This is a genomic window from Membranihabitans marinus, from assembly GCF_019802045.1.
Taxonomy (GTDB): Bacteria; Bacteroidota; Bacteroidia; order Chitinophagales; family Saprospiraceae; genus Membranihabitans; species Membranihabitans marinus_A.
Genome location: NZ_JAHVHU010000012.1, coordinates 63,495 through 78,618 on the forward strand (window position 1 = coordinate 63,495; position 15,124 = coordinate 78,618).

A 15,124-nucleotide genomic window follows, 5' to 3' on the forward strand; every position below is an offset into this window, starting at 1 on the left:
GTATAGAATAAGTTGGAAAATTAATAAGGAAATCATAAATTGTGTACGTAACCGAAATTCAAATTTTGTATTAATTAGGTTTTTTGGGGAGTCTTATTATAAGATTACAGACGGATGAAAACGTGTGAAGATGTATGATTCTGTATGCTCTGACGTATAATAAATTTTAATAATTATGGAATATTCAACCACTTTCAGTTGGAAGAGTTTTTTGATTTTGTGTGTTTTGTTAACGTTAACGGCGCACGGGAAGGGTCATGAGCATCACTTCAAAGATCTTGTTTCATTTCCGGCCATTGATGTAAAGGGCATCGTTACGGACCAGCAAGGGCAGCCACTGATCGGTGTCAATGTGTTGGTCAAAGGAACAACCAAAGGAACCTCCACCGATTTTGATGGAAATTTTACCCTGTCGGATGTGGAAGAAAATGCCACCCTCGTTTTTTCCTACATCGGTTATCAGACCCTGGAAGTGGAGCTTGAAGGAAGAAGTTCCTTGCTGGTCGAAATGTCATCGGACGCTCAAATGCTTGACGAACTTATCGTGGTGGGCTATGGCACGGTAAAAAAGAGTGATTTGACAGGATCAGTATCTACCATAAGTGGTGAAACATTCAAGGATCAACCGGTCACACAGGTCAGTGAGATGTTGACTGGAACAGTAGCTGGATTTTATGCCACGCAAGGAACGAGTGCATCCGGTGGCAGTTCACTTGAAGTGCGTGGCCCCAATTCACTTAATGCATCCAGTACCCCCATGATTGTTCTCGATGGGGTGATATACAACGGAAGTCTGAAAGATATCAATCCCAATGATATAGAGTCCATAGATATTCTCAAAGATGCTAGTTCTGCCGCTGTTTATGGTGCTCGAGCAGCTTCCGGTGTGGTGATCATCAGTACAAAGATGGGTGGGGATGGCAAACCGGTTGTGCAATTTAGTACCCAGCTAGGCTCGGCTGATGTGACAGGGCGTTTTGAACCATTTCAGGGTGAAGAATACTTGAATTATCGTAGAGATGTTTTGCGGGTCATCAATCCGGGGTTCCCAGCGTATTATTTTAATGATCCATCCAACCTCCCTTCGGGTGTAACAATTGATCAATGGCGAAGTGCGAGTGACAATCCCTTGTCAGATGATGTGGATGAATACTTGTCCCGATTGAATTTTTATCAGATCGAAAGTAAGAATTATAAAGACGGCAAGGTGGTAGATTGGTTTGATGAAGTGATGCAAACCGGGTTTCGGCAAAATTATGATTTGAGTGTGTCCGGTGGTACAGAAAGTCTGAAGTATTACTGGTCGCTGGGATATCAAAATAATGAAGGGGTGATCAAAGGCGATGAGTTTGGAACCATCCGTTCCCGTTTAAATTTAGATTATACGATTTCGGAATGGCTCAATGTGGGGTTGAACACACAGTATTCGCATCGGGATGAATCATCAGTATTGGCCAGCGTAGGAGCTATGTACAATATGAGCCCCTATGGTGATATTTTTGAGGAGAATGGGGATGTAAAATGGTTCCCGAATACATTTATCGTGGCCAATCCATTAATTGATTATTATGGGCAGGAAAAGCTGCGCAATATTAATTCGATTTTCTCTAATATTTATGCGAATGTCGGTTTGCCTTTTGATATTAATTACAAGCTCTCGTTTCAGCCCCGCTTTGAATTTTTGAAAGATTACAATTTCTGGTCTGATAAAACCTTTCAGGGGGGGCGGTCCAGGAGTGGAGGCTACGCTACCCGACGAGATGGGTCCGATTACAGCTGGATATTGGATAATATATTGAGCTGGCAAAAGGAAGTAGGTATTCACAATTTTGATGTGACCTTATTATATAGTTCAGAAAAAAACCAGGGCTGGAGTTCTTACCTGGAAAATCAATCTTTCGTGCCCAATCAAAATCTGGGTTTTGGCGGATTGGCTTTCGGGACCAATCCTTCGTTGAACAGCAGCGATTATGAAACAACTGGTGATGCGGCCATGGCGCGATTAAACTATACCTTGCTGAATCGCTATCTGTTTACAGTTTCAGTGCGAAGAGATGGGTATTCAGCTTTTGGGAATAAATATCCCCGGGCGACCTTCCCGGCGGCCGCGTTTGCCTGGAAAATGTCTGATGAAAGTTTTTTCGAATCTGATTTAATCAACTCTTTAAAACTCAGGTTGTCATGGGGGGTCAATGGGAACCGGGAGATCGGTGCATACTCTGCCCTTGCTCGATTGTCTTCTACATTGTACTACGATGGTTCCAATGTCCGCGTAGGGGTGTTTAATAATACCCTGGCCAATAAAAATCTCCGTTGGGAAAAGACCCAGTCTTTTAACATTGGTTTGGATGTCGGGATGGTCAACGGGCGGATCAATACCAACCTGGATCTGTACAAAATGAATACGACCGATTTATTGCTGAACCGATTGGTACCGGAATTATCGGGTTATCGCAGTGTAACAGCAAATTTGGGCGAATTGCAAAATATTGGGTTGGATCTTAGTTTTAATTCCGTGAACATCGATCACGAAAATTTCAGATGGAATTCCAATGTGGTGTTCAGTCTCAATCGGAATAAAATTGTAGAGTTATTTGGAGATCAGGGCACCTATACTCTGGAAGGGAAAGAAATTCAAGGTGAAGTACCCGATTATTCGAATGAATGGTTCCCGGGTCATGCCATTGATCACATATGGGATTATAATATTACAGGCATCTGGCAAGAAAACGAAAAAGATGCCGCTGCAGAATATCGATTGAATCCCGGTGATATTAAAGCCGTTGATGTGAATAATGACGGAAAGTTCGAAGAGCTGGAAGACAAACAATTCATCGGGTACACCCGGCCAAGATTTCGGGTGGGAATGCGTCAACAATTTACGTTTTTCAAAAATTTTGATGCATCCGTATTCCTTCGTGGAGATTTGGGACATATGAAGTCCTTCAATCAGGGACTGAGATTGGGCGGTGTAGATACTTACGATCGGAGAAATTCATACAAGACACCGTATTGGACACCATCCAATCCTATTAATGATTTTCCAAGTTTGACCAATAATGTGGCCGTTTATGGAGGAGGAATATCCTTTTACAAATCCGCTTCATTTCTTCGGATTCAGGATATTTCATTGGGTTATAATGTGTCTGATGAATGGGCCCAGCGTTTGATGACCCGAAGCATTCGGGTATATGGATCCATCCGAAACCTGTATAGCTTCAATCAATGGCCCGGATGGGATCCGGAATCATTGAATAGTCCCATGCCACGTATATTTTCTATAGGCCTGGATGTTACCTTAAACTAAGCGTTAAGTCAAAATACAATACCATGAAAAATATTAAATCATATCCATTTTTGATCGCATTCGGAGCGTTTCTATTCCTTTATTCGTGCAGCGAGGATTGGTTGAAACCAAAACCCAAATCATTCTTTACCCCGGAGAACGTTTATATTGAACCGGAAGGATTTGAGTCGATAATCATTACATTGCGGAAAAATCTGAAAGAAGAACACAGCGGTGGGTTGCATTGGATCGCCCAGGAGTTTGCAGCTTCTGATCTGGGCTCCCCCTGGTCACAGTTGGATTTCTACAATCTGACCCCCAGCTCTTCCAGGTATTACCCTTTTCTTAGCATGTTTACGGAGATGTATGAGTTTATCAAGAACGCCAATGTGATAATTTCAAGAATAGACAACATTGAGTGGGAAGATCAGTCCAAACGCAACCGAATTCTGGGTGAAGCTTTGTTCCACAGGGCGTACTGGTATTATCGACTCGTGCATTCCTATGGCGATGTACCATTTATCGATACCGAAATTGAGGAGGTAAAATTGGATTTTCAAACCCACAGTCGAACAGCAATTTTAAATAAGTTGCAAAAGGATTTGGAATATGCTGCGCAAAATTTACCTGAAAGCATAGGACCCGGAGAGATATCGAAATATGCTGCGTTGCATTTGTTGACGAAGGTATACCTGGCTGACCAGGAGTACGATAAAGCGATATCTGCTTCCACCGAAGTGATCGATGGCCCTTTTGAACTGATGAAAGAAAGGTTCGGACAGGATGTCGATGATCCCAATCGCAATGTGATCTGGGATCTCCACCGTCCAAAAAACTTTAATTTACCCAACAATACAGAAACCATTCTGACCTTTATCGATCGGTATGAGGCACCACCTGGCGCCCGTTCTGGTGGGTTATTTACTATGCGATTGTACAACCCTCAATGGATGCAGGCGCAGGTGAAGGACAGCGAAGGAAAACCTGGGATGGTGGCGGACGGACCACAATATGATTCGCTGGGTCGGGGCAATGCGAACGTACGCCTGACAGCCAGCTATCAATACCACATCTGGAACTACAAAGATCAAAATTGGAGAAATACTTCGGATCTAAGGCGAGCAGACATCAACTGGGTCGATATCGATGAACTGCGTTATAACAATCCGGAGTCAGTGGATTATGGGAAGGTTGTGAACAGCGACTACTTTGCGCAGCAGCTGGATACATTCAAGCACCTTTATGCCATACCTCACTATATTATGTATGTACCGATGGATGATGCAAATGCTCGTCCGGTAGGCGGTAATGGAGACTGGTATTTATTCCGATTGGCTGGTACGCATTTGCTGAGAGCTGAAGCTTATTTCTGGAAGGGCCAGTTAGCAGAGGCAGCAACCGACCTAAATGTAGTCCGGTCCCGGGCCAATGCACTACCCGTAAGCGCTGATGAGGTGGATATTGATTTTATTATGGATGAACGCGCCAGAGAATTATTCGCTGAAGAACCCCGACATTCAGAGCTGGTACGCGTTTCGTATCTTATGGCAGCAGAAGGTAAAGCTGGTTATAGCTTGTCATCGTTCTCAGAAAACAATTACTATTTTGATCGGGTAATGCGGTATAATAAAACCTACGAACAAAAAATTGAATTATTAGGGAATACAGCGGCCATGGCCCCATTCCATGTATTGTGGCCCATTCCGGATCGTATCATTACAGCGAATACCTTGGCGACCATTAACCAAAATAAAGGCTATGATGGCGCAGAAAAGAATGTGCCACCATTGGAAACCATTGAATAAGGCGTGGTTGAGAGCGAAGAAAAGCTGAAACATAAGCAAATCAAATAAAATCTCATAAATTGTTTTTAAAGTCAGGGTTTTATTATATCTTAGGGAACGTTAACGGAAACTCGTGAAGGATTTTACAGGATGGGGATTTTTTGATTAAAACCATGTTTTACTATACAGTATACATTGAACCGGAGCTTGGCCTGATCTGGCCAAATAAATAATTATTGATTAAAGTATGTTATGATGAAAAGAACAATTCTAATGTGTTGCTATGTCCTGCTTGTGGGAATAATCCTTGGTTCTACGCAAGGTAAAGCAGCTGAAAATTTTCCTATTTCTATAGTCGGTAACGTAACCGATCAGGAAGGAGAACCGCTCATTGGTGTGAATGTGCTCGTGGTGGGTACATCCATCGGGACATCCACTGATTTCAATGGGAGGTATGAATTAGAGAATGTGGAAGAAGATGCCACGTTATTGTTTTCTTATGTTGGTTATCAAAGTCAGGAGGTCGATGTAAATGGTCGATCGACAATCGATGTGACCATGATTTCAGATGCTGAAGTATTGGATGAACTGGTTGTGGTTGGTTATGGCACCGTGAAAAAAAGTGATTTAACCGGTTCCGTCGAACGGATAGACGCTGAAAAATTTAAAAGCCAAGCTATGACTCAGCTGACAGATATGCTGACAGGAACAGTGGCTGGTTTTAATGCCAATCAAAGTACCTCTGCCGCCGGGGGTAGTTCATTGGAAGTACGGGGCCCCACTTCTTTGACGGCTTCAACAAATCCACTGATTGTACTGGATGGGGTGATATTCAACGGAAGCTTACGGGACATAAACCCGAACGATATTGCAAGTATTGATATACTTAAGGATGCCAGCTCAACGGCTATTTTTGGTGCTAAAGCAGCTTCGGGTGTTATCCTCATTACTACCTCAAAAGGGAGTACCGGCAAGCCTGTGGTTAACTTAACGACCCGGATCGGAATGTCCCAATTAAGTTCTGATCAATATGGTGTACGTGGGCCTGAAGAATACATCGATTTTAGAAAAGAATACTACAGAGGTCTGGCTCAGCCCTTCCCGGATACCTACTGGGATGATCCATCCAATTTGAGTAGTGGGATTACATTGGAAGAGTGGCGCTCGCTCAACCCGAATCCTCTTCCCGATGACCAAAGAGAGTATCTCTCTCGGTTAAACTTTTTCCCCACTGAAATAGAAACATATCTTCAGGGTGAGACAATAGACTGGTTGGATGAAACTTTTCAAAACGGGGTACGTCAGGATTATGATCTTAGTGTTTCCGGTGGAACAGAGAATTCCAGGTATTATTGGTCTTTGGGGTACGTTGATAACGAAGGTATTATTCGCGGAGATAATTTCAATGCGATCAGATCCAGGCTCAACGTTGATTTTGATATTACACCATGGTTAAATGTCGGAACCAATACGCAATTTACAGTCCGTGATGAAAGTTCTGTGGCAGCAAATCTTAGTTGGATGCAAAGCGTGAGTCCTTTTGCAAAAATGCGAAATGATGATGGTAGTTTAAAGTGGTATCCTGGTGATTATGTGGGTGCACGCAACCCTCTAATCAATACCCTGGGGCAAGACCGGGACCGAAAAATCAATAGTTTATTCTCTTCCTTGTTTGCCAAATTCAAATTGCCCTATGGCATTGAATATAAAGTCTCCTTCCAACCACGGGTTCAGTCTCTGCGGGATTATAATTATTGGTCTCCTCAAACGATCACGGGAGGTCAGGATATATCTGGTGGAAGAGCCAGAAGACTGGACTATACTCAGGTAGAATATATGGTGGATAATTTACTTACTTGGAAAAAAAGCTTTGGAATACATGACTTTGATGTGACTTTGCTTCAAAATGTAGAGCACACCAGATCGTGGCAGAGTGAACAAGAGAATAATACTTTTTTACCCAGCCCGGCACTGGGGTATTCAGGAACCCAATATGGTATTAATCCCGCTTTGAGTTCGAATGATGTTAAGGTGACCGGAGATGCGCTCATGGCTCGTTTGAATTATGCTCTGCTTAATAAGTACCTTCTGACTGCTTCGATACGAAGAGATGGTTTTTCTGCTTTTGGTCAAGAACATCCCCGAGCCACTTTTCCCGCTCTGGCGTTTGCCTGGAAACTTTCAGAAGAACAATTCTTTAATATAAATTCTATAGACCAACTCAAAGTTCGTGCCTCCTGGGGTGTTAATGGGAACCGGGATATCGGGCCGTATGCGGCACTGGCTCAATTGAAGTCTGTTCAATATTACGATGGCAAGAATGTACATATCGGGATTGGTACTTCTACTTTGGAGAACCGTCAATTGGTATGGGAAGAGACGAAGTCTTTGAATTTTGGGGTCGACGTAGGTTTTATGGAAAGCAGGTTCCAAATGACCCTCGATTATTATGATATGGTGACGAACAACCTGCTGGTCAATCGAATTTTGCCACGGACGACCGGTTTTTCCAGTGTAACAACTAATATTGGAGAACTGGCTAACAAAGGGGTCGAACTTACTTTTCGTAGTGCTAATGTTTCCACCTCCAAATTTGATTGGAACAGTACCTTGAACTTCTCGCTCAACCGCAACAAAATTAATCGTCTTTTTGGAATAGAAGGAGATTTTGTTTTTGAAGGAAAAGAGTATCATGGTGAGATACCAGATTTTTCAAACGAATGGTTCCCCGGCCATGGCATCGATGCCATTTGGAATTACGATATAGTGGGGATTTGGCAGGAAGAAGAACGAGATGAAGCGGCCAAATATAATTTAGAGCCGGGTGATTTTAAAGCTCGTGATTTGGATGATAACGGAACATACGAAGCTGTAAAGGATAAAACATTTATAGGGTATGATCAGCCTAGGTTTCGGGTGGGTTTGCGAAATGATTTTACCATCTTAAAAAATCTGACTGCTTCCGTTTTTGTGCGAGCCGACTTGGGCCATATGGGACGATTTCGTCCGGCACGGCATCGACATTCCACATATGATCGGTACAATACGCCGCCGGTTCCCTACTGGACCAAAGAGAATCGCTCCAATGACTGGCCAAGGTTGGGACAAAATGATGCACCGTATGGAGGTGGTATAGATCTATTTAAGCCCAAGAGCTTCGTCCGTATTCAGGACTTCACCTTGAACTATAGATTCCCAATGGATCGGCTTACGAGCATTAATTTTCAATCCCTTCAAATTTTTGCATCCGTACGAAATCTGTGGACATTTTCAGATTGGCCGGGATGGGATCCTGAGACTGGGTTCAGTCCAATGCCACGAACCTATACGATGGGGCTGAACCTATCACTATAATTTGCGAATATATAAAAGTACATGATATGAAAAGCATCATAAAATATAGCTTTATCTGGATTCTTATATCCATGTTTACTTCATGCTCTGAAGATTTTTTAAAACCAGAGCCATTGTCCTTTTTTGCACCTGAAAATATTTACGTGGACAAAGCAGGATTTGAATCCTTACTGGTGAATATGCGAAAATCTCTCATCTATGAAAACACGGGAAACCGGGATTTTATGCACCACCAATGGAATACGACTGAGGCTGCAGTTGCTTATGTCCAAATGGACTTTACGCAGTTAACACCCAATTCGGACCGGTATTCGAAGTATGTTAGCCAGATCAACTCAATGTATGAATTTATTAAAAATGCCAATATTGTTATTTCGAGAATTGATGATATTGAATGGGAGAATCTAGAAGAGCGCAACAGTATATTGGCCGAAGCATTGTGGCACCGAGCCTACTGGTATTATCGGTTGGTACACAACTATGGTGATGTCCCCTGGGTAGGCGAAGAAATAACAAAGCCAAAACTGGACTTTAATACATACAGCCGTTGGGCTATTTTGAAGAAAATTCAAGCAGACCTGGAATCTTCTGTTGATAATTTGCCGGAATCAGCCATACCTGGTGCTGTCACCAAAGGAGCTGGCAATCATTTGCTGGCCAAAATTTATCTTGCAAATCTGGAATTTGACAAGGCTATTGATGCGGCATCTCGTGTAATAAATGGTCCATATGCTTTAATGACAGAACGATTTGGTGTTGATGCCTCGGATGCTAGTAAAAACGTAATCTGGGATTTACATCGTCCAGAAAATAAAAATTTATCTACGAATTCGGAAAACATCCTTTCCATTGTGGATCGATTTGAAGCGCCCGATGATGCGAAAAGCCCGGGATTGTATACCATGCGGACCTATCATAGTTCGTGGTGGCATTCGCGGCACCGCGATAGCGAGGGCAACCGGGGAATGATTGACGAAGGGCCCTTGTATGATAGTCTGGGACGCGGGAATCCTGATGCAAACCTCACTGAATGGTACACCTATGATATCTGGAGTGACGGAGATGCGAACTGGAGTATGACGACAGACCTTCGAAGATCTGACATCAACTGGTATGATATCCATGAGTTTAGGTACAACAATCCAGAGTCGGTCAATTACGGGGAACCATGGCGAATGGAATGGATGACTGGAGATCGCTATACAGCTTTAACGGGCATGTATGCGCTGCCTATCTACAAAACGATGGTCTTTCAACAAGACAAAGCGGCCCGTCCCAACGGAGGAAACGGTGACTGGTATGTTTTTCGATTAGCAGAAACATATCTCATACGAGCAGAAGCATATTATTGGAAGGGAGAATTGGCGGCAGCAGCTGAAGATATAAACGAGGTTCGTGTTCGAGCCAATGCCACGCCGATTTCTGCAGATGATGTGACCATTGACTATATTTTTGATGAACGAGCCCGGGAATTGTTTGCAGAAACTCCGCGTCAAAATGAAATGGTGCGTGTGTCATTTACTATGGCACGTTTGGGCTTAAATGGGTATTCTGAAGAAAATATATCACAGAGTAGTTGGTATTATGATCGCCTCATGAAGTATAATTATTTTTATCCTCAGTACACCGGTTCAAAAACAACAACATACCTGGGGCTGGAAGTCCCGGTGGGAGATAAGTTTGTAGCCATTGGTCAAAGTGCCAAGTTTGAGCCTCATAATATTCTGTGGCCCATCGATGATAAATTGATTACAGCAAATACGCTAGGGACCATCAATCAAAATAAAGGGTATGACGGAGCGGAGAATAATAAACCACCAATCGAAGTCATCGAATAATATTAGTAGTATAAAATAGTAAAGCGAAGGCCATTGTGATGCAGCAATGGCCTTTCTTGTTTTGAACTGGACTTGAGAACGGGTAAGTTACAATGAGGTCTTTGCATCTTTTCAGAAGTTGGGATGATCTGGAATTTGAATAGCCCGGCCTGGTGAGCGACTTGAACGAAGTGGAAATTTAAGCCATAAAGTTTTATGCCCTGTCTAAAAAAACATAATCTATTAGGAAAACGGATGATCGGTAGTGTGACCAAATCTCCACCACAAGCTTACACCGTATAAAGTATTTATAAAAATTGAGTCAAACTACTTGAATAGGGACCCAGTTGAGAATGATCAAAATAATGAGTCGGTCGATTTACCGGATCACATAGGTTGTTTTATTGGTATACGTCCTACCCATAAAGTCGACCGCTTTCACTTCCAGGATGTGTTCCCCGGGTTCCAAATGATTTGGGATGCGGGACCGCCAGATGTGTGTCGAAATTATGGGGTGGGAAGGGCGTCTGCCTTCCGGTAATGAATAATAATAATCCCAGTCATGCTGAACCTTCGTAATCACGGGATCAAATGAAGGGGCATAGCGCATCGGTTGCCATTCCTCTTCGTTGACCCGAAAGAATAAACTATCACGTCGGCTTCCCTGGTAGAAGTTAACAACCACCTCGCCTCGGGATCGACCGCCACCGGGTACGACTTTGGGCGTATGGATGTGCATTTTGTGAGCTTCATCTTCGCCGGCGACTTTATAGTCAAACTCATATTTATTCCCATCAATATTCAATATGGCATACCCTTTTGGTGTCCCGTCCCGCATTCGGGCATTGGGTGTGTTGTAACGGTCCATGGACCCGGAATACCAATCTCCTGATGTAGTGCCGACGTTGTAGTGGTGGTGAACTTTATTTCCCTTCCATCCCCGGTCTTTACCAAAAAAGTCATGCATTTGGAAATGTGTATGTGCGGACAGGGATAGCGTATTCAGATGATCTTTTAATAAATCAAACAGCTTTTCACGATCGCTGTCTCTAAATTGATCACCCCCGTTGTATTCGGTGATGGGAATGTGGAAACTCACGATGACGAGGTGATCTTTGGGAACGTACTTTAAGTCGTTTTTTACAAACTCAAGCTGATCCTTGCGGAATCCACCCCAATAACCGCGTCCATCCCGGGGATCGGGATAAAGAACATCATCAAGTATGATGTAATGCACTTTTCCATAATTGAAAGAATAATTGGCAGGTCCGAAAACCGCTTCAAAGGTTTCGTCTGCATAGCGATCTTCTTTGGCATCAAAATTCATGTCGTGATTCCCATAGACGTGATACCACGGCAAACCAATCCTCGAAGTCGCATGAAGATACGGATAAAATAAGGTGAGGTCATCGCCGACCAAATCACCCAAACTGATGCCAAAAGAATGCTTTTTATTTCCTACTAATTCAGAAACAATGCCCTGATTGAAGTAGTGGACCTGTTCCAGCGTATAAGGTTGGGGGTCACCAAACACGACCAGCGAATATTCATCGGCCTCATCAGTGGGTGTCAGGCCGAAATTAATGGACTCTGGGAGTGGACCGGTCGGCGCCACACCGCTGTATTTTAACCTGGGGGAGCCATTGGGTTTGTGATTATAATAAAACTGGGGCTGCTGATATTCATTTATTGCAAATTGGTATCCGGCAGGCTTTATCACGAATATGATCTGATCATCTGACCCCGGAAGTACGTACTTTCCATCGCGGTCCGTTTGTGTGACTTCCACGCCATTGGAGACAGCCACATTCGGAATCCCTTTTTCATTTGGGTCCAGTACTTGATTCTGATTGGCGTCCTCATATACGATTCCTCTGACCTGCTGGCCACATACGGTACTTATATTAAGTAGTAAAATTCCAACGATCAGGTAGAGGCGAATAGGTGTTCCTGGTTCGAGCGATGAGTTCATCATTGTAGGTGAAGTGATTAAGATGGATGAAATATTTCTACATGTAAAAATATCATTAATTCGCAGAAAGAAGAATCGCAAGTAGTGCTCTCCGCTCAGAAGCGTCCAAAATAATTAATTCAAAAGACCCCAGCGGGGGCAAAATATCATAGCCCCGGGTTTCAACCCGGGATATAGTATAGGTGGTTTTGAGGTAGGCTTGGCGCGATTTTTGACCAAAAATCGTGACAAGCAAAAATTGAACCTTGATTTCAAATTTGGGGATTTCAAAATTGCAATATGTAGATTATCAATTAATTACATTTAGGCCAGAATTTATTTTGGACGGTGTGTTCTCCGCTATATCCCATCCCATTTGGGTTTTTGATCATAAGACAGACCTACTGTAGTACCGTCATACCCATGACCCTGTAAATATAGACGGTGTGTTTGTGACGGCTGATCTCAAGATGATGGGCGTTGCCGGTGATAATTCATGGGGTGCCCGCCCGTATCCCCAATACGCCATTCCGGCAAAGAATTATTCTTTCCGATTTTCGATCGTGCCGGAGAATTGAATGTGGCTACTTCTGGCTTCTTGTTTATTCAGCGTTTACGTCTATTTACATAAAACATACGTACCATGTCAAAATTAACCTTATCCATTGATAACCGGGTAATTAAGCGGGCAAAAGATTTTGCCAAAAAATCAAATAGAAGTTTGTCGAATATTGTGGAAACGGATCTGGATAAAATCACCAGGGAGGACGATCCTGAAGTTGATGATGAGTTGGATCAAATAACAGGTATCATAGATCTTCCGGACGACATTGATGTGAAAAAAGAGATACGTACTATTCTTGCTGGTAAATATTAATGCCGGCAAAGGACATAGAGAAGCTCACTATCGGATTGATTAGGGCAGTTAAATTTACATCAATTCCAAATGAGAAACTCCATGTCCTCTATATCTGTTGCCAGGCATCATTTTAGTGTCCTATAGACACATATGGGATATACTTACTTCCGCGTAAATACATGCGAATCACACTGCTCGCAATTTTCGTCGAGGTACAAGGTGTCGCTCTTCACGTAAAATGATTGGTCATCCAGGCTGCTGTCGTCAAACTGGAAGATAAACACATCCTGTTCGGTTGCCGTGGAATCCTCGATGATCTGAAAATCACTTTCGATCAGCGTAGTATCTGACGTCGAATCTGATTTCTTCCAAGTGTACAGGCCATCAGAAGTGATCTTCAGACTTTGGCTGTAGTCCACGGAATCTGCCAGGATCGCTTCATCGGATTCACCCGGGGTAGTGGAAATCCATTCCCAGTTTCCAAATACATCTTCGTAAGGTAATGCCGGTTCCGGATCATCTTTTTCACACGAAGCAAAACCCATCATCAGGGCCGCAGCAATCAACATCGATTTCAAAAAACTGAATTTCATAAAAAAATTGTTTTGGTTAAATAATTAATCTTTTCGCTAATGGAATAAAACCCATTAGACCCATAAGACACGACGCAAAACGATTTCGTCAGTCCGGCGGGTGAATTCAGGAAAGATTAACGGGTGTTAATGAAATTAATGGGGATGAAACCGTCCTTGGTCATTGCACGAAGCTCACTTTGGTAGTAAAAAAAATTACGCATATATCTTTTATATTTACACGTGAAATCGAATGATGTAAATAGCCTTGAACACTTCTTTTGGAAGGGCAGCAATTGACGAAGCTAAGCGATATGCTAATCCCACGTTTTTACCTGGACCAGGATGGATTTTTATAATGAAGACAGCCAGATAGACTAAAAAATTAATGATGAGAAAAATAAAATGGGGTATACTGAGCACGGCCACCATAGCCGTGGAGCAAGTGATACCAGCGATTCAACAAAGTCAACTGGGACAGGTATGGGCCATTGCTTCACGGCGTGAGGAGAAGGCCAAAATCACGGCTCATCAATTTGATATTCCCTATTATCATAAGAATTATGAAGAGTTACTGAACGATCCGGAGGTGGAGGCAGTTTACATTCCGCTACCCAATCACCTTCATGTCAAGTGGGCCACAAAGGCTTTGAGGGCAGGAAAGCATGTTCTGGTGGAAAAGCCGGTGGCCATGAATGTCAAAGAAGCGCAAGCACTGCTGGAAGAAGCACCGCAACACCCGGAACTGAAAATAATGGAAGCTTTTATGTACAAGTTTCATCCCCAGTGGATCGATGTCAAGCAAAAGATCCGGGAAGGAGCTATAGGAAACCTGGAAATGATTCAATCTTCTTTTTCATTTTTTGATGATGATCCGGCAAGCATCGTGAATGTGAAAGAGTATGGTGGAGGGAGCTTGATGGATGTCGGCTGTTACCCGGTTTCGATCTCCCGATACCTGTTTGATGCGGAGCCCATCCGGGTGCTTTCTACGCAGGGTTTTCATTCTGATTTTGAAGTGGATGTGACGACATCGGGAATCTTAGAATTTGAGGCAGGGCGGTCTATATTCTTTTCCTCCATCGGGCTGATGGAGCATCAGGAGGTCAAACTTTTCGGTACACGAGGAAAGATTGAATTTGAGATCCCGTTTAACCCGCCTCGTGATCGTGCGGTAACGGTGAAGATGACCACGAAAGATGGAGTCAAGGAACTTTCATTTGGTCCAGGTGATCAATACAGCTTGCAGACCGATGCATTTTCAAGAGCGATTATAGAAGATGGACCAGTTCCCGTTCCTTTGAATGATGCGGTACAAAACATGAAAGTCATTGAAGCGATAAAAGAGAATTCCCACGAGTAGCGGTCGCTTTGATGAATCAATCAGCGTTTTTTAAAATATTCGATCCGTAAATTCAGTTGAAGTCTCTTACAAGAATAAATAGTAGTGACACTCAGGTTCTTTGTAAAAACCATGAAGTCAAATAAATTTTGGAAGCAA

The 15,124-nt window shown here is 43.0% G+C and carries 8 protein-coding genes and 1 pseudogene; 7 read left to right on the forward strand and 2 right to left on the reverse strand.

Features of this window, described 5'->3' with window-relative positions:
- Nucleotides 1-175: 175 nt before the first annotated feature.
- The 4 genes from KUV50_RS13415 to KUV50_RS13430 all read left to right on the forward strand — a co-directional run bounded on the left by KUV50_RS13415 (nt 176) and on the right by KUV50_RS13430 (nt 10,262).
- Nucleotides 176-3,307: a SusC/RagA family TonB-linked outer membrane protein gene (locus KUV50_RS13415; RefSeq protein ID WP_222580683.1), complete on the forward strand. Its 3,132-nt coding sequence runs from the start codon at nt 176-178 to the stop codon at nt 3,305-3,307.
- A gap of 23 nt (nt 3,308-3,330) precedes the next feature.
- Nucleotides 3,331-5,091, forward strand: a complete 1,761-nt coding sequence (locus tag KUV50_RS13420; RefSeq protein ID WP_222580684.1) for a RagB/SusD family nutrient uptake outer membrane protein — start codon at nt 3,331-3,333, stop codon at nt 5,089-5,091.
- Nucleotides 5,092-5,322: 231 nt separating this feature from the next.
- Nucleotides 5,323-8,424, forward strand: a complete 3,102-nt coding sequence (locus tag KUV50_RS13425) for a SusC/RagA family TonB-linked outer membrane protein (protein ID WP_222580685.1) — start codon at nt 5,323-5,325, stop codon at nt 8,422-8,424.
- Between the two features lie 26 nt (nt 8,425-8,450).
- Nucleotides 8,451-10,262: a RagB/SusD family nutrient uptake outer membrane protein gene (locus tag KUV50_RS13430; protein ID WP_222580686.1), complete on the forward strand. Its 1,812-nt coding sequence runs from the start codon at nt 8,451-8,453 to the stop codon at nt 10,260-10,262.
- Nucleotides 10,263-10,620: 358 nt separating this feature from the next.
- Here the strand turns inward: KUV50_RS13430 and KUV50_RS13435 are convergent, their stop codons facing one another.
- Complete coding sequence (locus tag KUV50_RS13435; RefSeq protein WP_222580687.1) at nt 10,621-12,216, reverse strand: calcineurin-like phosphoesterase C-terminal domain-containing protein; 1,596 nt, start codon at nt 12,214-12,216, stop codon at nt 10,621-10,623.
- A 404-nt stretch (nt 12,217-12,620) separates the two neighbouring features.
- Between KUV50_RS13435 and KUV50_RS13440 the strand changes: the two are divergent.
- Both KUV50_RS13440 and KUV50_RS13445 read left to right on the forward strand, forming a co-directional pair.
- Nucleotides 12,621-12,770, forward strand: a pseudogene (locus KUV50_RS13440) (hypothetical protein); the annotation flags it as partial.
- A 65-nt stretch (nt 12,771-12,835) separates the two neighbouring features.
- Nucleotides 12,836-13,069, forward strand: coding sequence for a DUF6364 family protein (locus KUV50_RS13445; RefSeq protein WP_222580689.1), 234 nt, complete (start codon nt 12,836-12,838; stop codon nt 13,067-13,069).
- Between the two features lie 143 nt (nt 13,070-13,212).
- Here the strand turns inward: KUV50_RS13445 and KUV50_RS13450 are convergent, their stop codons facing one another.
- Complete coding sequence (locus tag KUV50_RS13450) at nt 13,213-13,644, reverse strand: hypothetical protein (RefSeq protein WP_222580690.1); 432 nt, start codon at nt 13,642-13,644, stop codon at nt 13,213-13,215.
- 370 nt (nt 13,645-14,014) lie between these two features.
- Between KUV50_RS13450 and KUV50_RS13455 the strand changes: the two genes are divergently transcribed.
- Entirely contained in the window at nt 14,015-14,986 is a 972-nt protein-coding gene (locus tag KUV50_RS13455; RefSeq protein WP_222580691.1) for a Gfo/Idh/MocA family protein, read from the forward strand.
- The last annotated feature ends 138 nt before the right edge of the window (nt 14,987-15,124 follow it).

Excerpts from the sequence above, each read along its gene's own strand:
- KUV50_RS13415 (WP_222580683.1), top strand. The coding sequence starts at position 176 with ATGGAATATTCAACCACTTTCAGTTGGAAGAGTTTTTTGATTTTGTGT.
- KUV50_RS13420 (WP_222580684.1), top strand. The coding sequence starts at position 3,331 with ATGAAAAATATTAAATCATATCCATTTTTGATCGCATTCGGAGCGTTT.
- KUV50_RS13425 (WP_222580685.1), top strand. The coding sequence starts at position 5,323 with ATGATGAAAAGAACAATTCTAATGTGTTGCTATGTCCTGCTTGTGGGA.
- KUV50_RS13430 (WP_222580686.1), top strand. The coding sequence starts at position 8,451 with ATGAAAAGCATCATAAAATATAGCTTTATCTGGATTCTTATATCCATG.
- KUV50_RS13435 (WP_222580687.1), bottom strand. The coding sequence starts at position 12,216 with ATGATGAACTCATCGCTCGAACCAGGAACACCTATTCGCCTCTACCTG.
- KUV50_RS13445 (WP_222580689.1), top strand. The coding sequence starts at position 12,836 with ATGTCAAAATTAACCTTATCCATTGATAACCGGGTAATTAAGCGGGCA.
- KUV50_RS13450 (WP_222580690.1), bottom strand. The coding sequence starts at position 13,644 with ATGAAATTCAGTTTTTTGAAATCGATGTTGATTGCTGCGGCCCTGATG.
- KUV50_RS13455 (WP_222580691.1), top strand. The coding sequence starts at position 14,015 with ATGAGAAAAATAAAATGGGGTATACTGAGCACGGCCACCATAGCCGTG.